We start from the raw sequence: 22220 nt of genomic DNA on the forward strand, positions 1-22220 counted from the left end.
TGACGTTCGCCACCTTCGCCCTTCGGACCCCATCGGGCCCTCACCATCATGGCAAAATGCCGGGACTCCACGCGGAACCATCGACTATGTCAGAGGGGTTCGCTACCGTCGTGGACACGCCGCGGGCGTCGAAACTGGAAGTACTACGGGGTACGAGCCACAGCTGCTCTGCCTTGCTGGGGGGGCAAGACATGTTCGAATGGCTCTGGCTGCTCATTCCCGACTCGTCGTGGTTCTCTGAGGGCGGCACTCAGTCGCTGACCGCGACATTCATCACCCTCATGATCGCGATCAGCCTACTGACGGTCCTGTGGCTCTGGCGTCAACGACGCACGTTCGCGCGCCGCATCACGGGGCTCCGCGCAGTGGTCGCGAAGGCGGGCGCGAGCGATCCGATGGAGACGCGCCGAGGCCTGGTCGCCGAGGCGATCAAGCACGACAAGGTCGTAGCGAGCCTCTGGCGCGAGTTCGACGAGACGCTCGTCGCGTCCCCGGACGGCATCAAGCTATACAACACGGTCGACGCCGACTACTTCTTCAACGAACGCACCATTGCCCCAGGCTTGGTGCACAACCGACTGCTCACCGCTGTTCCCGCGATCCTGACCGCCGTGGGCGTCCTCGGCACGTTCCTCGGACTCACAATGGGTCTGGGTGGCTTGAACGTCCACACCACCCTCGGCGAAGGAGCCGACACACAGGAGCTCCTCGAGGGAATCCAGGCCATGATCGGCGCCGCAGGAGTCGCGTTCGTCACGTCAGTCTGGGGTGTCCTCCTCAGCATCGTGGTCAACCTCATCGAGAAGGCCGCTGAGCGACGCGTGCTTGATGAGATCTCGTCGCTGCAGCAGTCGATCGATCACGTCTACCCCCGTGTGACGCCAGAACAGCCGTTGCTCGCGATTCAGCACTCCTCTGACGAATCGCGCCAGTCTCTGCAGGAGCTCCACGAACGCATCGGCGACCGTCTTCAGCAGACGGTCGAACAGGTCTCGCACAACCTCGAGACCGCACTTTCGTCGGCGATCTCGACGGCTATGGGCCCAGCGATGGAGAAGCTGGTCTCCACTACAACCGAGCAGTCCACCGAGGTCTTCGGACAATTGGTGGACAAGTTCGCGGCCTCCTTCACCGACATCGGCCGCAAGCAGGCCGAGGCTCTCGACGACTCGTCGACACGACTCACAGCCTCGATCGACTCGATCGCGGAGACGTTCGCCGCCATCACCGAGGAGTCGCGTCGCCAATCGCTGGAAATGCGCAACCAGCAAGCAAGCGTGCTCATGGAGCTCACCAATCTCACCGAGGCGCTCAGGAGCTCGTCCCGCGATCTCGGCGATGCGGCGACCGAGTTCGGCGAGGCAAGCCCGAAGATCGTCGCGGCGGGCACGGCGATCGAGGGAAGCCTCACGCTGGCAGCAACGACGCTGAGCAAGATCCAGGAGAATTTCGACTTGCAGGCGAGGCTTGTAGGGAGGATGCAGGAGCAATCCGCGGCTCTGGGCGGCGAGCTCGCCGCAGCAGCGACTACCGTCACCTCGGGCACCGACGCAATGGCGCAGCGGCTCGCAGAGATTGGTGATGCGCAGCACGTATTCCAATCCGAGCTGCGGACCGATGCCGAAACGGTCGCCCAGGCACTTCGCGCACACGTGTCGGATCTCGAAGCACAGGTGTCGAAGTGGCTCTCGGATTACTCCGCGGACATCGAGTCGCAGATCGAGCGCCGGATGACCGTCTGGAACTCCCACAGCCAGGACTACGCCAACCAGATGCTCGAAGTCTCGAAGGTCCTCGCGACAGTCATCAGCGAAATCGAGCTGAAGTCACAAACCGCACGCGTAGTCGGCGAGGCCGATGAGCTAGTCCGCGAAGCCGAGGCCTCCGCCGAGGACCGCCGAGCATGAAACTTGCCCGCAGGGCCCGACGGGGCGCTGTCGACGAGGAGAACTCCTACTGGGTGTCGTTCGCCGACATTATGTCGAGCCTCCTCATCCTGTTTATCCTTGCCGCAGTGGCACTCATGGTCCAACTGATGACCAAGCAGGATGAGCTCGGCACAGCGCTCGCAGAAGTCGATCGGCAGATGAACGAGCAAGAGCTTCAGCAGGCCGCGTTCGACGAGCAGATCAGCACGATCAGCGAGGCGGAGCGCGTGCGCGCCGAGATTCTCAGCGAGATGCGCGCGCGCCTCGAGGCAGCCGGCATCAAGGTGGTTCTGAACGACGACTCGTCAGTGCTGAGCATCCCGAGCTCCGCGCTCGGGTTCGGTGCCGGAAACTATGACATCGCCCCGGCCTACCAGGACCGCGCGACCATCATCGGAACGATCCTCAGCGACGTACTTCGAGGCTCTGATCGGACGCGCTTCCTCGATACCGTGTTCGTCGAAGGACATACAGATTCCGTACCGTTCGAGGGACCCCTCGACATGGACAATTGGGGCCTGTCTACTTTCCGAGCGATCTCCCTCTGGCAGCTCTGGGACGAGACTCTGTCGAAGAAGCAGCAACTCGACACGCTCCGAAACGCTGAAGGAGCGCCGCTCTTCTCCGTATCGGGGTATGCCGATACACGTCCCGTCGCGGGAACGCCTGACGGCGCGTCCGAGCATGCGCCGAACAGGCGAATCGACATCCGGATCACGATTGTCCGGCCCACCAGCGACGAGCTCCGAATCATCAGCGATGAGTTCGCTACCGGCACCGCGTCATGACCCTGAGGCTGCCGCCGATCGGACTTCAGATCCCGCGCGCTTGGTCTGAGAGTTCAGAACGCAGGTGGGCCCAACTCGCCTCTTCGGCGCATGATCTCCAGGGATCGGCGTCGGCATCGGGAGTGGCCAACTACGCCGAGGTTCTCCGTCCCCCGCTCCGCCGAGGCGACACAGGCACAGTCTCTCAGCTCCTCACCTCTGCCGGTGCTGTCCGTGCCCTGGCCTGGCTTTGGACCGAGGTTGACGGCGACTGCGCCGACAGCATTTCGGTAGACCTCCTAGGAGAGTTTGAACGGGCTTCGGGTGCGATCTCGCGGCTTGCGATGCAGCACCTGTTCAGGGTCTACTTCATGCGATTCGACGAACTCGACGACCTACCTGCCGACCAAGGTGGCGCGGCGATCCTCGACACACTTGGCGCGCTATTGGCCAACCAAGCGGCGCTCCGTTCCCGGAGTCCGCTTGCAGGCACGCGCGCCCCGCGGACGGAACGCGACGGCCCGTTCGCTCTCGCGCAGGCAATCCGGCAGGGTGGCGCCGATCCCGCACGGGCAATTGCAGCCGCCGGTCTCGCCTCTTACGAGGGTGGACGCTATCTGGAGCTTGTGCGACAGCACCTCTTCCTAGAGGAGTTGCGCACGCTGCCACTCGGCGCCGAACAGCCCGTTCTCGGCGAGATCCGCAATCCGGCCACGCACCGCAAGCCGCACCTTCGTGGGCGCATGCTCGGCCACGCGGCACTCGAGATCCTCATCGATCGTGCGGACCACAGCTATCCGGGGGACGCCTGGCGAGATGCGGTACTCGACGTCGCCGGTGACCCGCGCCTCACGTACCACGAGTCATATGCGACATGGTGGCCGGTGCTGGGCTCCGAGCGCGAGGATCGCGTCGCGTCCTGGTTGGCCCGCGCCGACCTCCAGATCTTCCTCGACGTGCTGGCAAGGTACTCGGAGGAAGCCGGGATCCAGGGCATGTCCCGCATGCTCCCTCCGCGCAAGCGGATGCTCGAGGGTCTGATCGATCTGGGCATCGTCCGGCGCAGCCGCCTCTACGTGGGCGACGACGTCCGCCGCTTCGCACGGCAGGCGAGCCTAGCTGCCTCGGCAAACCTCACAGGAAGCCAGTACTCGCAGCGCGCGCTCCTGTACCTCGATTGCGGCGAGTTCCACATCATCGAGGGATCGCACAACACCCAGCTCTGGACATACCTCGACGTGCCTTCGAGCCGCATCATCGATCCCACCAGGCGCCGCTTCTACTACGAGGAGCTCACGAGTGAACTTGCATCAGGATTCGTACGCCGCTGGCAGGCCACGATGGGGACGGCGCAGGGGACCGGGCATCTTGGAATCCGCCATGCAGGCCTCTGGCAAGCGAAGTTCCTCGAGTTCCTCGCCCATCATGGGATCGCAGTCAACCCCGAGGCGCTTCTGAGCCGAGCCGATTACCAGCAACTTCGCCAACGCCATGGGCTTCCGTGGGTCAACCCGGACGGCCGCCCCGTTGCGCTGGAGAGCGAGGACACACGTGGGACTGCGTGACATCATCCGGTCCGTCCTTCAGCAGGACGAGTCCGTCGAGCCCGGCATCGGCTTCCAGGTCTCCACGGACAGCGACGGCATCAACGTCGTCACTGGCCCAGACCAGTTCGAGCGGATCGATCGCGGCGAGGGTAGCCCCCTCGCGACGGCACAGCTGATCCTGATGCGCATGCTGGTCGAGCAGGGTCTGGCCGATGAGATCCCGCGCGGCTTCCAGATCGATGCGGTGCACGCGGCCGCGTTGGACGGCGAGGCCGCAGCTCTCCTGGACCTCCCGCCTCGCTATGCCGGGCGCGTCACCACCACCATCACGGGTCACACAGCCTCCACCAGGTTCGCCGTCGCCGCATCCGGCGAGGTCGACGGCGTGAGCGGCCGCATCCGCCTCAGCGGCCCCACGATGCGCATCGCGGGCGCTGACTTCCTCGCATCGCCCGTCGAGCTCGCCGCGCTGCGCGCCATCGACGCACACGCGGAGCTCGCGGAGGCCGACCGCACCGAGACCGCCAATGCGATGCTCGTCGCTTCGCTCCAGCGCGCCGCCGCCGAGGGCATGGACATCGACCTTGCGCACTTCACGCGGGGCGGCTGGACCACGTCCGTGCCCGGCGAGGTCGGCATCTCGGCTGCGCAGACCGCCGACGGCGGGCTGGTGCTCTCCCCCGCGCTTGCAGGCCTGCGCGTCGACGAGGCCGAGTCGCGATGGCACCAGGTGAGCGGTCGCTCGAGCGGCGTGCTGCGCGTGGGCAAGGGGCTCATCGTCCTCGAGGAGAGGTCGATGACAGCGGTGCACGAAGTCCTCCGCAATCGCACCATCGCGCCGGAGGAGGTCGAGGCGTTCCTCAGGACTCCGAGCGCGTTCCTCGACGCCGCGTTGGTGAACCTCGAGCTAGGCTTCTCCGTCCGCGTCGAGGGCATCGGTCGCATCGAGCACATGGACTTCGGCGACGGCACCGCGAGCAACCTCGACTGGTTCGCATCAGACTCATTGCCCAAGCTGCCCCAGGTCCTCGTCGACCTTCTCAAGACGCCGGACGATGTGGCGAGGTTCGAACGCCAGCTCGAGGCCGCCAAGGTTCAGGGTGCCGATGCAGTCCGCTTCGACGCCGAGCTCATCGATATCGGCGACCCTGCGGCCGTGACGGCCGCATTGGAGAAGGCGCGCGATCGCATCGTCAACGGCGCGCCGGACGATGCACCGGTCGCCAAACGCGCGCTCGCCCCCGAGCCGACCGAGAAGGTCGGCTTCCTGCTGCGTGAGGCCGACCGCGTCGAGACGGGTCTCCCGGACCGCGCGCGCGAGGCCTCTCTCCCCCACTCCCCCGACTACTCGGGCCTACTGCGCCAGCCGTTCCCGCACCAGCGTGAGGGCATCGAATGGATGCTCCGGCTGATGTCTGCGTCTCGCACCGAGGATCGCGATCAGCTCTACCGACTCCAGGGCGCGCTTCTCGCGGACGACATGGGCCTGGGCAAGACCTACATGACGCTCGTTGCGATCTCGGAGGTGGCACGTGCGGTCGAGAACGCCGGAACGGCGGCCAAGCCCGCGCTCGTGGTTGCGCCGCTCAGCCTGATCGAGAACTGGGAGGACGAGGTCTCCAAGACCTTCGCATCGTCGCCCTTCACCGAGATCGTGGCGCTGCAGTCAGGTCGAGACCTGCGCCGATTCCGCCGGTCGGGATCAGGCCGCGAGACTGCGCAGGCCGTCACGGCGATCGACGCGGGCGGCCGGGTCAAGGACGGCGAGCTGCGCATCTCGCTCAAGGTGGGCGCCGATGCCCGGGCGGAGCGCCTCGACAAGCCTGGGCGTCTAGTGCTCGCCACCTACGAGACCCTGCGGGACTACCAGTTCTCCCTCAGCCAGATCGACTGGGGCGTGGTGGTCTTCGATGAGGCGCAGGCGCTGAAGAACCCCGATTCGATGCGGACTCGCGCCGCCAAGGCGATGAAGGCGGACTTCAAGCTGCTGGCGACCGGCACCCCGGTGGAGAACTCGCTCGGCGAGTTCTGGTGCCTCGTGGACACCGCCCAACCCGGGCTCCTGGGCGACTGGAGCGACTTCCGCGAGCGGTACATCGTCCCCGCGCAAGAAGCCGAGGGCGTCGAGGCGGACGCCGTCCGCGCGCGCCTGGGCCGCGAGCTTCGGGAAGCGGTCGGACCCTTCATGCTCCGCCGCGAGAAAGAGGACCACCTCGAGGGGTTGCCTCCCAAGTACCTCCACACCGCGCTGGCTGCGCCTGCGGGCGCTCGCGTCATCAACGACCCGACGCTCGCCCGCACGATGCCACCAGCGCAGCGCGACGCATACGAGGCCCACCTCCATCGCTTGCGCTCGGCTACCGGCGAGGGCGGCACCGCCGCACTGGCTGTGCTCCTAGCGCTCCGGCTCGCCTCGCTCCACCCGGAGCTGGGCGCGCACGGTGCGCGGCCGTCCATCCCCACGGATGCACGCGACGCCGAACGTCAGTGGAGAGCCTCGGCGAAGCTCGCGGTGACGATGGACGTGCTGCGCGACATCCAGGCGCGTGGCGAGAAGGTCATCGTCTTCGCGATGTCGAAGGACCTCCAGCTGCTGCTCGCGCTGTGGCTCAAGTTCGAGCTGGGCGTGCGACCGCACGTCATCAACGGCGACACCGCAGCATCGTCGGGCGGGCGCTCACAGTCGCGCAAGGAGCTGATCGCGGACTTCGAAGCCCGGGAGGGCTTCAACGTCATCATCATGTCGCCCATCGCGGCCGGTGTGGGGCTCACGGTGGTGGGTGCGAACCACGTCATCCACCTGGAGCGCCACTGGAACCCCGCCAAGGAGGCGCAGGCCACGGATCGCGTCTACCGCATCGGCCAGACGCGGGACGTGCACGTGCACCTGCCCGCCGCGACGCATCCGGACCTCGACTCCTTCGATGTGCTGCTCGACCGTCTGCTCGCTAGCAAGGTACTGGTGCGTGACGCGGTCATGGCACCTGGGGTGGTGTCGGAGGCGGAGATGTTCGCGGCGTTCGGCGGCCGCTAGCTGCTCGCTCGACCGTGCAGGAGGACGGCGCTCTCGCGCCGTCCTCCTGCACCAGTCAGTCGACCTGGGGAGTCTCGGGCGCGTTCCCCGCAGTCTCGAGCAGTCCGAGCAACGTCCCGAGGTCCATTCCGCTAGTTCGCATGAACGCACGAAGCTTGGGGCCGTAGGCCGACTGAATCTGCTCGGCGAGCGCGAACTGTCCCACCCGCTGCGCGGCACGGAAGTCTCGCTGGAGGGCAAACAGCTCGCCGAGCGCGTCGTCACCGACCGGGGTCGGACCGTCCGCCGGCGATGCATCGTCGCTCGGTTCCTCGTCCACCCGGGCCGAGTCTGCGATCAACAGCTCCAGCACCTCGGTGACATCGTGGTCGCCGCGCGTCGACGACCAGGTGAGAAGCTCCCGAATGCCCGCGCTCGCGGCGCAACCCACGGCCGCTGCGACATCGCTGAGGTCGTTCCCCGCATGGGGTTCGAGGCCGACCAGACCCCGGAGGCGCGCGAGCGGCTCCGCATCGCGCCCCGCCACCGCGCGGAGCTCCACCGTTCCTGAGTCGTGGAAGACGACGAAGAAGTCGTCTCCCAGTCGGAGGTCGGTCGTGGCGAGCTCCCGGCGTACGGTGCCAAGCGACGGCTGAAGGCCCGTCCACCGAACCGCGACTGAACCCGCGACGCCGTCGAAATCGCGCGACTCGCCGTAAGCGAGACCGAGCGCGGACGCGATGCCCGGGAGCAGTGCCGTACCGCTGCCGCGCACATGGTCATCGTTCACCACGGACCGGAACAGCCAGGCTTCGCCCACGCGGTAGACGCGCTTGGTGCGTTCGGGCGACTTCAGGCTGTCGGGGCCCACCGCGCCCGCGCGACGGACCACGCCGCCCTCGTTGACGTACGGCGGCGCGCTCGCGTAAGCCACGACAGAGTTCGGAGCGACGGAGTACTTCGCGCAGATGGACGCCACGAGATCAGCGAGCTCGAGCTCGCCGTCATGCTCGTCGAGCACGCGCCCGATGAGTCCCCGAATGTTGTCGTAAGCCTCGAGGTCCCATTCGACCAGCGCCCACTCGTCGCGGTCGACGCGCATGAATCGTTGATCCGACCCCAGCCCGTTCTTCAGCGACCTCAGCGATCGATCCTGGCCCGTCTTCGCGAGGATCGCCTCCGATGTCAGCGGGGCACCCTCGATGGAGAGCACGGCCGCGGACCGGTCGACGATGCTGCGTGCACCGAACACCAGATGCCCGGCGATGACCTCGGCACCGCAGCGGACGAACCAGTCGAAGATCTCGTCCTCGGCACGATCTCCGCCGAACGACGCGGGCAGCGCGGGACGAAGGCCCGCGAGCCGCACCACGCCATGCGCGTCGGCGAGGTCCTTCGCCAGCGAACGCAGGCGGGCCTCGGCCTGGGCAAGGCTCGGCGCCGCGCACCACCCTTCCTCGATCTCGTAGCGATCGTCGAGCCGGTCGAGCACACGCCACACCGGCATCCCGAGACCCGGGACCAGGTCGTCGAGCGCCGGATACTCCCGGAGAAGGTCCGCGAGCGGGAGCAGGTAGCCGATCGCCTTCGCGATGCCCTCATTCACCTCGCTCAGGAGCGCGTCCTCGCGGATCTCGCGCTCGAGGCGAGCTCGTGCCTTCGCCGAGACCTGACGAATGCGCTCACGCGTGACGCCGAAGTCCTCGCCCAGCGAGTCGAGGGTGCGCGGTGAGTCCGCGAAGAGTCGCTCGATCAGAGCGGCTCTCGCCATGTCCGACTCTGCTGCGACCAGTTCGCCCAGTCGCTCTGCGGGCGACGGCACCGCGTCGAGGAGAGACAGCAGGTCGATGGTACGCAGCGCATGAAGGCGCCCGAATGCCGCCGCGACACCTTCCGGCAGGTCGAAGAAGGTGTCGCGCGCGAGAACCTTGCCGTCGTTGCGGCCCATCGCCGCCTGGAACTCGACGAGGGTCCTGATGTCCGCGACCACATCGTCGATCGCTGCCGGCGTGGGATCCGGGACCGCGACATCGTCAGGCGCCGGGTTGGCCTCCACCTGCGCCTCCGCCTCGCGCCCGGCCGAGAGCGCCGACGAGACAGCCCTGTCGATCAGGAGCTCGAGCGCCCGGTCGACCGTCCGGACGGCACCACCGAGGAGGTTGGCCACCTCGGACGAGTCGACGTTCTCGAGCGCACCCGGGTCCTCATCGAACGGGTACGGGAGCGTGGCGATGCCTGCCGCTTCCCGGAGGGCGTCCGCGAAGTCCTCGCCCGTCAGCGACGGGAACAGCTCTTCGAGGGTCCAGAGCTGCAGGAAGTCGCCGATGACCGCGACGAGCTCGCGGTTTCGGGTGCTGCCCGCGGCTGCAGGCTCCTTGGTGATCCCGCTCCACGCCGCATCGTCCTCCGGGCCCCGCCAGACGCGGAGCGGGATCGCGTCCACCCACGGGAAGACGTCGATCCACGTCGGACTGGAGTCGCCTTCCCTGGCGGTCGCCTGCGTCTCTGCCGTCATGGCGGACGCCTAGCCGACGACGAGCGCCGGGTCCGCCACCGTCGCGCGGTACCAGACCGCGTCAGGACCCTTGACCGCCTGGCTCACGATGAACGCGGTCAGCGTCTTCATGTCCTGGACGCGCGACGTCGTGCTGGTCGAGCCCTCGCTTCGCGCGGGCACGACGCCGGTCTGGAACCAGGAGTCCCGCACGTCGGGGAACACCGGCACCGCGAAGTGCGGCGCCATCTCGGCGAATGCCTCCTGGATAGCCGCAGGCTTCCACCCGAGCTGCCGCAGCTCGAACCACGCACCCGCGATGGCGCGCAGCACGACGTTGGAGCCGATCAGCGAGCGAGACCGCACCTGCGCGGGAGTCAGCGATCCGGCCACCACGTCCCTGAGCTCGGGGAACGCCGCCGCGATCGCGTCGGTGAAGGCGGTGAACTCGATCGCGATGTTCTTGTGGTCGAGCTCGTCCTCGAGACGCGGCGTGATCTTGCGCTTGCCGTTGGTGAGCGCGTGCAGCATCTCCGACACGTGCTTGGCGCCGATCAGGTACTTCGAGGCACCGGACACGCGGTCCTGCTCGAGGTCCACGCGGCCCTCGAGGAGCTCGTTGGAGATGAGCACCGCGTTGAGCGCCCGCACCAGCACCTTGCGGTCGTCGAAGCGGCTCTTGACCGAACCGGTGATGCCCTTGGCGTTGTCATTGATGTCGAGGAAGATTCGTCGCGCGGTCTCGGGGTTCTCTACGAGCACGATCTGGATCGAGACGCGCTCGCCCGCAAGCGCGTCGCGTCGGTCGACCTTCTTCTGCAGCTCCTTCTCGGCGTTCGCGATCACGGGGCGCTCGCCGAGCTCCTTGGCTCGGCCGACGAGCGTGCGCGCCTCGGAGATGTCCGCGGTGAGCTGCTCCCACGCGAGGTGGAAGCCCAGAGTGCGGTGCTGGCCGTCGACGATCGCGATCTCCGACTTGGCGTCCTTCGGCACCGCGAGGGTGCCGAACTGCGTGGTACCCGTGTCGAGGTCCTGGCGGGAGTCGAACTCGAAGATGTGGGGCGCGCGCAGCAGCAGCGGCGGGGACACCCAGTCGGCCTGCTCGACCACGTACGTGCCGAACTGCTTGGCGTGGGTGGGAACGATGCGACGCTGCGTCGCCGAGGCGTCCAGAGGCTTCTCCGGGTCGGGCTTCGGCAGGAAAGTGACCAGCTCGCGGACCGACAGGTCGAGCGAGAAGACGGTCCTGCCTCCCTGACGGTACTTGGCCGCGAAGAAGTACTCGTTCGGGTCGTAGCCCGTGGGAATGTGCGCATTGTTCAGCATCGTTCTGCCCCTCAGTGTCGTCCGATGTGGGGAGAGCTAATCGGAAGGGTCTGACAATGTCAAAGATCTGCGATGGGTGTCACAGGGGTGGCGGCGTCGAGGCCATCTGCTCACGCGCGCGTCTCCGACCCCAGCGACGCCACCGCGGCCTCGACGAGGTTCGATCAGACCTCGCGGTACGCCGCGAAGAGATCGAATGGACCAACCGAGGTATGCACCTGTCGGAAGTGATCGGACTCCGCTACCGGCTCGAGGTCCCGCATGAGCACTCACGCGTGCGCGAGAGCCTTCAGATAGATAGGGGCACGCGCCGCACCGTGCCCCAGCGCGCGCGGCGCGTGCAATGACGGCCAACCCACAACACCGGAGAGCCCTTCCCGGCCGTGCACTACTGACGGATCCTCGGGACGCTGACCGCGTACGGTCCACGAGTGACGCGAGTTCACCGCCATCGAGAGCACCTGTGCGATCGCGCGGTAGCCGATGTGCTCCGGTGTCACCGGTGGAGATCGGCCCAGGCCCCTGATGTCTTGCTCCGCTTCAAGCCGCTGCGTCACCTCGCGCGGCCTTGCCGAACCGAGTACCGCGGCGGGCGGCGCCAACGCGAACAGGGCGGCGACGGCGTTGTGGCGCTCGGTGTCGAGGTCGCAACTCCCGCGAGGCCCCCCATGGCGCGATCTCCCAGCGATAATTCGCAGTGCTGCCCTGGGATCGACGGGGCAGGATCTGGGCGTGGAGCTCGGTCGGCACCTGGTCCCCGGGCACCCATCGGGGCGAGTAAATGTCGGTCGTCGTGTTACCCCTCGTCCGGGAGCGCCGGACCCGGCTGATCCTCGGCGCCCTCTGCATTGGTGACAGAGAATCTTCGGAGGCGCCAACGAGAAGTTCTGAAGCGGCGTCGTCGCGCCGTCGAAGTCCGACCATGCGCGGCTCGCTGGCGCGCTGAGCTAGGGCCGAGACCAGTTCCTGGGTCGACGGCATGCACATGACCCACAGCGACCCCCTGGTCACTCTCCGCGCCACAGCTGAGCGCGTTGCGAACGGTGTTCTCAAGGACCGGTGACGCGCCGAGGATGCCGCCCAGGACGCGATCAATCGACTGCTCGAGGACTGCATCGCGGGCCTTGATCGTCTCGACCGCAACGTGGCGTGCATGGCGAAGAGCACCGCCATCGATGTATTGCGGGCACCCACGATGGAGTGGTTGGCGGTCGAAGGCGACGTCGAGTGGATCGGCGACCTCGTCGACTCCCATGTCGGGCCGTCAACCTTGATTGCGCGGCCGGAGTACGTCAGGGACGTCTGCGATCCCTTGACGTCTGACGAGCGCGACAAGTTTCTAGCGACGCTCGACGGCGTCTCGAACGCCGAGCCCACCGATGCGCCGCAGAGCGCGCTGGCGACGATGCCTTGTCGCAGCCGAAGCCCAGTCAGCAGCGCCGATGTGCGGCACCGCGCGCGTGGCGGCCCTCGCCACGCATCACTACGGTGAAAGAGTGACCGCTACTCCTGACGATGACCGGGGCATCGAGGTTCCGCGCTTTGACCACTTCTTCCGCCCCGTCCTGCTCGAGCTCGAGCGCGAGAGTCCATTGCGTACGCGCGACGTCATTTCACGAGTCGCGGACGCCCTCCGCCTGACCGAAGCACAGCGCACAGCAGCAATCCCAAGCGGTCAGAGCAGGCTCGACAACCGCACCACCTGGGCCTGCAGCTATCTGTACCAGGCAGGCGCCCTCACGAAACCCCGGCGCGGAATCTATGAGATCACCGACCGCGGACGCGACCTGCTCCGGACAAGACCAGATGTCATCGACGTCGACGACCTCCTCCAATTCGAAGAATTCCGCGAGTTTCAGCAGCGCAAGCGCGACACGGCCGCACCAACCGAGACCGTCGAGCCCGCCGAGGGCGATTCACCGCCGCGCGAACGCATCGAGTCCGCGATCAAGGCGGTCGACACCGAGGTCGCGGCAGACCTCCTACGCCGCCTTCGCGAGCGCGAGCCGAGGCTATTCGAACAGGCCGTGGTCGACGTCCTGCTCGCGATGGGGTACGGCGGCACAGAGCAGCGCGGAAAGCGCATCGGCGGCACTGCGGACGGCGGGGTGGACGGTGTGATCGATCAGGACGCACTCGGTCTCGACCAGATCTATGTCCAGGCCAAGCGCTACGCGCAGGGCAACAACGTCGGACGTGAAGCGATCCAGGCATTTATTGGGGCCTTGCACGGATTCGGCGCCAGCCGAGGCGTCTTCATCACGTCGAGCGACTTCACCCAGCATGCACGCGACTACGCGCAACAGATCCCGACGCGCGTCATCCTCATCGACGGCACCCGACTCGCGCAGCTGATGATCAAGTACCGGGTAGGAGTCCAGGTCACCACCACCTACGACCTCGTCGAAGTCGACGACGACTTCTTCGAGTAGGAACGCGTCCTGTGTTGGCGTCCAAGTCCTCGATGCGAACCCAGAGCCGCCCATACAAGTCACATTCACGAGGGAGCGTGCACGCATGAGCGTCGAGATGCAACAGCCGACCATCACGGATCTCCTCAAAGACGTGCGAACGGGGCGCATCCAGCTGCCGGACTTCCAGCGCGAGTACCGGTGGGACGTCGAACGCATCCGTGAACTCCTGGTGACCGTGCTCAAGGGCCACCCCATGGGTGTGGTGATGGTCCTCCAGACCGGAAGCGACCACGTGAGGTTCAAGCCAAAGCCACTCACCGGCGTGGTGCGCGGAGGCGACGACTGCCGCGAGTGCCAGGAACGTTTCAGTTCCAAGGCCCCCGCCACGGTCGCAGCGCCGGACTACCTTCTCCTGGACGGCCAGCAGCGCCTCACTTCGCTGTTCCAGGCGTTGTCGGGGGACGGTGTGGTGCATTCCGCGGACGACAAGGGCAAGCTGCGTCACGTCCGCTACTTCTTAGACGTCGAGCTGGCTCTAGGCGACGACGGCAGCCAGTCTGATGCGATCGTGGTGATGCCCGCGGACGCCGTCGAACGCACCAATTTCGGCAGGGACATCGTGCGCGACTGCAGCACACTTGAGGGTCAGGTCGAGCACGGGCTGCTTCCCATCACCGCGATCTACGACGACACGGCCATCACCTGGATGCTCGAGTGGATCAAGCCCGACGCGACGCGCGCAGCGACATTCCAGCGGCTTCAGAGCGACGTGTTCCTGCGCATGAAGTCGTACCAGATCCCCGGGATCGAGCTCCTCAAGTCCACATCGCGCGAGGCGGTAGCTACCGTGTTCGAGAAGGTCAACACCGGCGGCCTTGCGCTCGACACCTTTGAACTGCTCACTGCGACGTTCGCGGGTGATCCGTCGGGGACAGGCGAGGACGGTTCCGACTTCCGGCTCGTCGACGATTGGAAGCTCACCAAGGAGATCCTGGAGCGGCACCCCACGCTTGGCGGCTTCCAACGCGTGTTCTTCCTCCAGGCCGTCACGCTCCTGGCCACCCACGCAAAGCGTCAGGCAGAGATAGCGGCCGACAAGTCCAAGCCGAGACCGACAAGCGCGCGGCGGGAGGATATCCTCAGGCTGCAGCTCACGGACTACCGCCGGTGGGCGGATGAGGTGCGCGCCGCACTGCCGTGGGTAGCGCACTTCCTCACCGAGCAGCACATCCACTCGGACCGGTTCGTGCCCTACGCGACGCAGTGCGTGCCGCTCACCGTCATCCGGGTGCTGCTGGGTCACGATGCTGACAAGTACGCGGTCAAGCAGCGACTTCAGCAGTGGTACTGGTGCGGCGTGCTCGGCGAGCAGTACGGATCGACCACCGAGACCAAGTTCGCACGCGACGTGGATCAGGTACCCGACTGGGCGCTCGCTGCGGTGGACGGGCGCCAGGCGCGCCAGCCCGAGACTGTGACCGTCGCATCGTTCGCCGAGACGCGTCTCCTGACACTTCGCACGCGGCTGTCCGCGGCGTACAAGGGCGTCTACGCGCTGCTCATGCACGGCGGCTGCAAGGACTGGCAGTTTGACCAGGACATCGACCACGCGCACTACAACGAGATGAACGTGGACATCCACCACATCTTCCCCAAGAAGTGGTGCGAGAAGAACGACATCGACGATGCACGTCGGGAGTCGATCGTGAACAAGACTCCGCTCGGCCGCAAGACGAACATCATGATCTCGGCGAACTCACCTGCGGACTACGTTCCGATGCTCGAGGCAAGATCCGGACTCGCCCCGGAATCGATGGACGGAATCCTTCGTTCCCACCTGATCGATCCGCAGCTCTTGCGCGCTGCAGACTTCGACCGCTTCTTTGAAGCCCGTCGCGAAGCCCTTGTGACGATGATCGAAGGCGCAATGGGCAAGCCCGTTCTTCGGGACATGGAGATGACGGACCGATCTGACCTCGTCTTTGAGGAGGCGGACGCGGACGAGCCCGACTTGGATGACGAAGCATGACCTACCTCGGCCTCGACGCCTGCAAGAAGGGCTGGGTCGTCGCGGCGATCGACGACGACGGCTGGGTCGACCTCTTCGTCGCCTCGGGTATCGCTGAGGCCGAGGCGCGCGGGATCGACGAATTCGGGGCGACGCTCCTGGTGGTCGACATCCCGATCGGCATCCCAGACTCAGGTCCGCGGCGCGCGGACCAGCTCGCGCGTCGGTCTATCGCCCCGCGAGGATCAAGCGTCTTTCCCACCCCCGTGCGGACCGCGCTGGTGGCCCCGACGTACGAGGCAGCCCGCATAGCCTCGCTCGCCGCATCCGGCAAGAGCCTCTCGAAGCAGGCGCATGCGATCGCCGAACGGGTCCTGGACGTCGACGGGTATGTCGCGCACGCGTCGATCCCGGTTCGCGAAGGCCATCCCGAGGTGAGCTTCCGTGCGATGGCCGGCAAGGGCATCGTCCACCCGAAGAAGACTTACGCGGGCGCATCACTGCGCCTGGACCTGCTTCGCGAGGAGGGCATCGCGGTGCCCGTCGGGCTCGAGCGCGATCTGCCTGGCGCAGCATGGGATGACGTGCTGGATGCCGCCGCGATGGCGTGGACGGCCCGCCGCGTCGCGCGCGGTGAGGCGGACCGATTCCCGGCACTGAAGAAAGCGGAGCGATTCAGCGACGGCATCGACTCCGCGATCTGGCTCTAACTGCTCCGAGTGCTTGCATCCGGCCAACGTGGAGGTCAAGGAAGCGGCACTGCGCGCCGATAACAGCCACGTGGAACTACCGCGCGTGCGTCGATACCGGAGGAACGGCATCGACCGCCTCTATGTCGACCACGTGATCGACGGCGTGCCGCGCTGCCTCGGCTGGGCCGAGACCGACTCAGGCGAGATCACCATTCAAGTTCCCGGATCCGAGGCGCGGGTCGAGACTGCTCTCGAGAACTGGGCACGCTTCTTCCCCGAGGACGACCTGGCCTCGCATGCGCCCGGCAGGAACGTCCGGGCCCTCGCCGCCGCGTGGGCGCGCGAGATCGACGACATCGACGGCGAGCTCACCCAACTCGCGGCGTTGCGCGACATGGCCGTCTACCAGCACGCGCAGTATGCCAAGGGTAGCTCCGGCGAAACCATGATCGGTAACGAGCTCAACGCCCTTTACACGCACGGCTGGGGGCTGCTCCACTCGATCCCCACCTATGGCGGCCTCGGCGACATCGACCGCCTCCTGATCGGGCCGGGCGGGGTGTGGACCGTCAACGCCAAGAAGCACCCGGCCGGTCCGATCGTGGTCGACGGCGACACCTTGCGCGTGGGCCGGGTTCGCGTCGACTACGTCCGAAGCGCGCGCCGAGAGGCCGGGCACGCCGCTGACGTCCTCGCGCGCTCGGGTGCGTCGTGCGACGTCCTAGCGATGGTCGTGCTCGATATCCCCCGCGCGCGCGACCTGACCGTCTGGAACCCGCCGGCAGGCGTCGAGGTCGCTACGCGCGCATCGTCTATCCCGACCCTGCGCGGCCAGCCCCGGCGACTCGAGCAGGCGCAGATCAACCACATCTTTTCGATCGCCCGCCGACGCCAGACCTGGGAGTAGACCATGACGGACATTGCCCTCAATCGCTGGACGCGCTACGGCCACGACCGCGTCTACGCGGCCGGGCCCGACGGCACGCGCCTCGGCTTCATCGACCTCAAAACCGGCGAGGTCACTCTCGAGCCCAGTGTCGACGCGTCCGTGGGCGATGCGCTGCGCACTTGGGGTTCCGGTCAGCGAGAGACATCGGCAACCGCCCCGGCCGAGGAGCATCCCGAGGCCGAGCCACCGGCGGCCGGGCCGGATGTGCGCGATTGGACTGACCTCGCTGGCAACCCGCCCGGGGCCATAGTTCGCGCGCAGGCCGCCGATGCATGGGAGCGCGAGAAGCGCGTCGGCAAGGTTATTCCCCACCTCGCGCGGGCTCTGGATGTCCACACCGACGAGCGTGCGTGGCGCAAGGGAGCGGAGGGCGAGGAGAAGGTCGGCGCGGTCCTGGAGCGCATGACGAAGCGTGGTTGGCGGATCATCCACTCGATCCCGGTCGGCGAGAACTCGGATATCGACCACCTCGCGATCGGTCCGGGCGGCGTGGTTCTCGTCAACACGAAGCACCACCCGGGAGCCAAGGTCACGGTCACCAAGTACGGGGTGCTGGTCAACGGATCGAAGACCGACCACGCCCCGCAGGCCAGAGCACAGGCGAAGAAGGCATACGAGCTGCTCAACGCCGCGGGCGCCGACGTCGAGCGCGTGGTGCCGTGGATCGCCGTCTACAACGGCAGCGTGCTGCAGCCCGAGATGAAGCTGGCGGGCAGGATCCCTGGCGTCGGCGTCGTGACGAACCACAACATCAACACCAACCTCAAGCGCCTCGATCCGGTGCTGTCACCCGAGCGAGTGGATGCGATCTACGAAATCGCGCGCCGGTCGACCACCTGGACCGCACTCTGACTCAGCGCTGTCGAATCTCGCCTCTAGCGTTCGCCACATGATTCTCGACGGCCCCGCCTCGACGGGCGGCGAGCACCGCGATCCGTGCCCTCGATGCTTCACCGACTTCCCCGCGCCAAGGATGTGCGTACCCCACCACAGCGAGGACCGGCGGCCGCCTGCAAGTGACGGAACCCGCGCATCGTCCCGCGACACCGTTTGCCGGAATACCCACCCCGGTACCCGCGTTGACGTCTCCCGGCACCCCGCGCGCCCCTCCCGCACAATCGAGGGAGCCCCGCGCCCACCTCCCACAAGGAAGGCCCCCATGAAGGCACTGATCCACCGCTCGTTCGGCAACCCGGCCGAGGTCCTCCGCGTCGAGGAGGTCTCCACACCGGAGCCCGGCCCCGGCGAGGCCCGCGTCCGCCTGACCCTCTCCCCCATCCACAACCACGACCTGTGGACCGTGACCGGGAACTACGGCTTCAAGCCCGAGATGCCCGCACGCTCCGGCACCGAGGCCGTCGGCGTCGTCGAGGCCGTCGGCGAAGGCGTCGAGCACCTCCAGCCCGGTACGCGCGTCGCCACGGGCGGCACGTTCGGCGTGTGGGCCGAGCAGTTCGTCGCCAAGGCCGCCGCGCTCATCCCCGTGCCGGACGGCATCCCCGACGAGGTCGCGGCCCAGCTGGTCGCCATGCCCTTCTCCGCCATCAGCCTCCTGGATTCGCTGGACCTGAAGGAAGGCGACTGGATGATCCAGAACGCCGCCAACGGCGCCGTCGGCCGGCTCGTCGCGCAGCTCGCGACGGCACGGGGCATCAACGTCGTCGGCCTGGTCCGCCGTGCCGACGGCATCGCCGAGCTCGAGGCACAGGGCATCGGCCGCATCGTCGCCACCGACACCGACGGGTGGCAGGAGCGCGTTCTCGAGATCACCGGCGGCGCGCCGCTCAAGATCGGCGTCGAGTCGGTCGGCGGCAAGGCGGCGGGCGACGTCATGTCGCAGCTCGCCGAGAACGGCACGCTCGTGATCTTCGGCGCTATGGCGTCGCCCACCCTCGAGATCGGGTCGGGCGACGTGCTCTTCAAGCAGGCCACCATCCGCGGCTTCTGGGGCTCGAAGGTCAGCGCGGCGATGCCCGCCGAGGACCGCGGCCGCCTCATGCGCGAGCTCTTCGCCCGCCTCTCGGACGGCACCATCACGCTCCCCGTCGAGGCCACCTTCGCATTCGACCAGATCGCGGACGCCGTGAAGGCGCACTTCACCCCGGGCCGCGTCGGCAAGATCCTGCTCAAGCCCTAGCCGAGGCACGATGCGGCGGCCGGGTTCGCACCCGGCCGCCGCTGTCGCGTCGACACCACGCAATGGTCCGGTGACGCTGTCGGCCCTCACCGCTACCGTGGGGTCACTCCCCTACCGACGACGCCGAGGAGCGACACCAGCCATGAGGTCGAACGCCACCGTGTACATCGATGCCGGCTACCTGGTCGCGGCCGCCGCGACGCGCCTCACGGGAAGCTCGTTCCGGCGGGGAATCCAACCCGACTACCCGGCGCTGATCGGCGCGATCCTCACGCAGGCTGAGCAGATCGCCGGGCGCCCCGTCCTGCGATCCCACTGGTACGACGCGGCGCGCGACGAGCACCCGGACGAGGACCAGCGGGTGATCGAAATGATCCCGCGCGTCAAGCTGCGCCTCGGGCGCATCGGAAACGAGGGTCAGCAGAAAGGCGTCGACCTCAAGATCGGCCTCGACATGGTCACGCACGCCCGCAACGGCGCCATCGACACACTTGTGCTGGTCTCCGGCGACGACGACCTCACCGAGGCCGTTGACCAGGCCCAGGCGAGCGGCGTCGAGGTGATCGTGCTCGCGGTCCCGGACGCTCTGGGTCGCCCGCATGGCGTCTCGCGCCACCTCCAGGCCACCGCCGACCGCCTCGAGCTCATCTCTGGTGAATCGCTCGACGCCTCGATCGTGCGTCGCATCGCGACCACGACCCCTGCAGAGGCGGTCAAGGCGGTGCACGACGCCCCGGCGCCGTCGAACACCGACAGCACCGCGGCATCGTCCGCCGCTACCGACGCCACGCCGCATCGTCCATCACCCGCGGACCTGGCCCGGCAGCACTCCGGCGCGAGCACGCGACCGATCGACACACTGCTGGCGCCCGTGCCCGTCTACTCGTCAACCTCCGGCAGCACACCCACGCCGGCCCAGTCTGCCGAGGGTCCGGCGTACGACGAGAGCATCGCGCAGGTCGCACGCGCCTCCCTCAGCGCCTTCCTCGCCTACGCCACCCAGCAACAGCTGGCGAGCCTCCGGACCAACCGCCCGTCGATCCCGCGCGAACTTGATTCGACGCTGCTGCGCGACCTCTCGGACGCGCTCGGGATCTACACCCTCAGCGAGGTGGAGCGCCACGCGCTCCGCGACGCGTTCTGGGACGCGCTCGACACCGTCGAGGTGTAGACATTCCCGCAAGCCGCGTCACATGTACCGGCCGCGCTCCTCGAGGATCCGCGCACGCCTCGCGCTCACCAGGAGGTCGGCGCTGCCCAGCGGGAGCGCCTGCCACCAGCCCACGTCAGGTGCGCCGATCGCCTGCAGGAACACACCGGCGCGCTGCGACACGTTGCCGCTCACGCCGAACCACCCCACGGCCTCCTCGACCGTCGGGCCCTGCTTGAAGGTGCCCGCGGTCTCGTTGGCCCGGCACACCGCCCAGCCGATCGCCGCCGCCCCGCGCGCGACCAGCGACCGCCGCCGGAAGATTCCCGGATCCCCGAGCGCCGCACGCGCGAGGACCCTGCGCATCGCGGTCCGATGCTCGACGTCGAGGTGCGCCTCCGCGACCGAGTCGAGCAGCGCGAGGTACTCACCCACCCGCTCGTGGATGTCCTCGGCGATGCCGTCCCAGACGAAGTCCTCGTCGGGCAGCGGCTCGTCATCGAGCGCGACCAGCGCCTCGCGACCTCCGACGGCCTCGTCGAGCCGCTCCAACATGAACTCCGCGAATTCGAAGTCCTCGTACGCGTCCGCGAGGCCCTCGTCCTGCATCGCCTCGCCGTACTCCTCGACCATCGACGCGATCACCTCCAGCACCTCGCCGGTGAACTCCGAGTCCAACCCCTGGCGCCGGTGCGCGAACCTCACGAAGTCACCCAGCAGCGACGGCATGCGCTCCACGTCGCTGAACGGGACCATCACCTTCCTCGGCATCCAGTCGAGCAGGAAGATCTCCGCCACCGCCGGGCTCCAACGCAGCGGCCCGCCCACGTTGTAGCCGTTGCCGAAGCTCAGGATCATGCTGACGCAGAACTCGTCCTCGACGTCGTCGACTCCCTGCCCCTCCTCGGAGGCGAGGAACTCGACCCTGAGCGCCGCGAGCTCCTCCTCCGCCCACATGGGCGGGATGTCAGGCTCGCCGCCGTCCGGCAGCAGGCGCAGCAGCCACTCGATCGCGGGGCGCAGCGCGGGCCACTCCTCGCTCTCGGGCATGTCGATGGTGCGGCGGCCCTGCTCGATGGCCGATGCGACGGTCGCCCGGGCGATCGCGGGATCCCAGGCACCGATGTGCTCGGGGCCCAGCTGCTCGAGCGCCTCCGACCCCAGGCGACCCAAGGTCTCGTCGAGCGGCGCCGGCACCAGGAAGGCGTGCTTCACCGCGGAACCGAGGTTGTGGTCGGTGAGGACGAGCGCGGTGAACGCGGCGCCCGAGCCGAAGCGCACCCCGAGGACGCAGTTCTCCCCATCTCCGGCGATGTCCGTCATGCGCACCACGTCGATCTCGACACGGCCCTCGGCGACGTCCTGGATCCACCGCGGGAGCGGGTGGCGACGATGCAGCAGCTCGGCCTGGATCTCGACGAGAGCGGCGTCGCCTGCGGGGAGCATCGCCGCGATGAGCGTGAGGAGCGCGGTGGTCTCGGCGTACGAGTTCTCGATGAAGGACCGCAGCAGGTCCGCGCGCGGGAGCGGATCCCTCGGCGCCTCGAACCACATCCCGTCCCCGGGCTCCGAAAGGTCGAGCATCACGCTCACCGTGCGCAGAAGCACCGCGGGCGAGTCCGCGCGCAGCGCATGGCGCACCGAGACCAGCAGCTCCATCGCGCGCGGGTCCTGCTCGTGCGCACGGTCCGGCACCGCGTGGAGGTGTCGGCGCTGCTCGGGGCGACGATGCTGGGGACGCTTGGCGGGGCGACGCTTCTTGGGCACGGTTCGAGGCTAACGGGCCGTCGCCCTC

Annotated in this window: 16 protein-coding genes; 12 read left to right on the forward strand and 4 right to left on the reverse strand. The window is 67.6% G+C overall.

Annotated elements, in window-relative coordinates; translation table 11 throughout:
* Positions 1 to 191: 191 nt before the first annotated feature.
* The 4 genes from zorA to AOM09_RS04825 are packed head-to-tail and all read left to right on the forward strand — an operon-like array spanning position 192 to position 7276.
* Positions 192 to 1907, forward strand: coding sequence for an anti-phage ZorAB system protein ZorA (gene zorA, locus AOM09_RS04810; protein WP_169747611.1), 1716 nt, complete (start codon positions 192 to 194; stop codon positions 1905 to 1907).
* Positions 1904 to 2716 (forward strand): OmpA/MotB family protein, encoded by an 813-nt coding sequence (locus AOM09_RS04815; protein ID WP_062385075.1) that lies wholly within the window; start codon positions 1904 to 1906, stop codon positions 2714 to 2716. The genes zorA and AOM09_RS04815 overlap by 4 nt, the downstream gene beginning before the upstream one ends.
* The gene (locus tag AOM09_RS04820) at positions 2713 to 4260 is read left to right on the forward strand and encodes an EH signature domain-containing protein (RefSeq protein ID WP_082098843.1); all 1548 of its coding nucleotides are present in this window, start codon (positions 2713 to 2715) and stop codon (positions 4258 to 4260) included. The genes AOM09_RS04815 and AOM09_RS04820 overlap by 4 nt, the downstream gene beginning before the upstream one ends.
* The gene (locus AOM09_RS04825; protein WP_062385079.1) at positions 4247 to 7276 is read left to right on the forward strand and encodes a DEAD/DEAH box helicase; all 3030 of its coding nucleotides are present in this window, start codon (positions 4247 to 4249) and stop codon (positions 7274 to 7276) included. Before AOM09_RS04820 ends, AOM09_RS04825 begins: the two co-directional genes overlap by 14 nt.
* Before the next feature lie 55 nt (positions 7277 to 7331).
* On the opposite strand, the gene AOM09_RS04830 is transcribed toward AOM09_RS04825, so the two are convergent.
* The 3 genes from AOM09_RS04830 to AOM09_RS15680 form a co-directional block, all read right to left on the reverse strand.
* Positions 7332 to 9770: a sigma factor-like helix-turn-helix DNA-binding protein gene (locus AOM09_RS04830; RefSeq protein ID WP_062385081.1), complete on the reverse strand. Its 2439-nt coding sequence runs from the start codon at positions 9768 to 9770 to the stop codon at positions 7332 to 7334.
* A 9-nt stretch (positions 9771 to 9779) separates the two neighbouring features.
* Positions 9780 to 11075, reverse strand: a complete 1296-nt coding sequence (locus tag AOM09_RS04835; protein WP_062385083.1) for a DNA sulfur modification protein DndB — start codon at positions 11073 to 11075, stop codon at positions 9780 to 9782.
* Between the two features lie 269 nt (positions 11076 to 11344).
* Positions 11345 to 11953 (reverse strand): TY-Chap2 family putative peptide chaperone, encoded by a 609-nt coding sequence (locus AOM09_RS15680; RefSeq protein WP_439644957.1) that lies wholly within the window; start codon positions 11951 to 11953, stop codon positions 11345 to 11347.
* Between the two features lie 275 nt (positions 11954 to 12228).
* On the opposite strand from AOM09_RS15680, the gene AOM09_RS04840 reads away from it, so the two are divergent.
* The 8 genes from AOM09_RS04840 (at position 12229) to AOM09_RS04875 (ending at position 20446) form a co-directional block, all read left to right on the forward strand.
* On the forward strand, positions 12229 to 12567 hold the full coding sequence (locus AOM09_RS04840; protein WP_062385085.1) for a hypothetical protein: 339 nt from the start codon (positions 12229 to 12231) through the stop codon (positions 12565 to 12567).
* 4 nt (positions 12568 to 12571) lie between these two features.
* On the forward strand, positions 12572 to 13507 hold the full coding sequence (locus AOM09_RS04845; RefSeq protein WP_228375062.1) for a restriction endonuclease: 936 nt from the start codon (positions 12572 to 12574) through the stop codon (positions 13505 to 13507).
* Between the two features lie 85 nt (positions 13508 to 13592).
* The gene (locus AOM09_RS04850) at positions 13593 to 15518 is read left to right on the forward strand and encodes a DUF262 domain-containing protein (protein ID WP_062385087.1); all 1926 of its coding nucleotides are present in this window, start codon (positions 13593 to 13595) and stop codon (positions 15516 to 15518) included.
* Entirely contained in the window at positions 15515 to 16207 is a 693-nt protein-coding gene (locus AOM09_RS04855) for a DUF429 domain-containing protein (RefSeq protein WP_062385089.1), read from the forward strand. The genes AOM09_RS04850 and AOM09_RS04855 overlap by 4 nt, the downstream gene beginning before the upstream one ends.
* A gap of 28 nt (positions 16208 to 16235) precedes the next feature.
* Positions 16236 to 17096 (forward strand): nuclease-related domain-containing protein, encoded by an 861-nt coding sequence (locus tag AOM09_RS04860; RefSeq protein WP_156162241.1) that lies wholly within the window; start codon positions 16236 to 16238, stop codon positions 17094 to 17096.
* Positions 17097 to 17099: 3 nt separating this feature from the next.
* Complete coding sequence (locus AOM09_RS04865; protein ID WP_062385093.1) at positions 17100 to 17990, forward strand: nuclease-related domain-containing protein; 891 nt, start codon at positions 17100 to 17102, stop codon at positions 17988 to 17990.
* A 307-nt stretch (positions 17991 to 18297) separates the two neighbouring features.
* Positions 18298 to 19275: a zinc-binding dehydrogenase gene (locus tag AOM09_RS04870; protein WP_062385094.1), complete on the forward strand. Its 978-nt coding sequence runs from the start codon at positions 18298 to 18300 to the stop codon at positions 19273 to 19275.
* A 142-nt stretch (positions 19276 to 19417) separates the two neighbouring features.
* The gene (locus tag AOM09_RS04875; protein WP_062385096.1) at positions 19418 to 20446 is read left to right on the forward strand and encodes an NYN domain-containing protein; all 1029 of its coding nucleotides are present in this window, start codon (positions 19418 to 19420) and stop codon (positions 20444 to 20446) included.
* 18 nt (positions 20447 to 20464) lie between these two features.
* Here AOM09_RS04875 and AOM09_RS04880 read toward each other — a convergent pair whose 3' ends face one another.
* Positions 20465 to 22192, reverse strand: a complete 1728-nt coding sequence (locus tag AOM09_RS04880; RefSeq protein WP_062385097.1) for a hypothetical protein — start codon at positions 22190 to 22192, stop codon at positions 20465 to 20467.
* Between the last annotated feature and the right edge of the window lie 28 nt (positions 22193 to 22220).

This window comes from Demequina iriomotensis (assembly GCF_000971395.1).
Lineage (GTDB): Bacteria > Actinomycetota > Actinomycetes > Actinomycetales > Demequinaceae > Demequina > Demequina iriomotensis.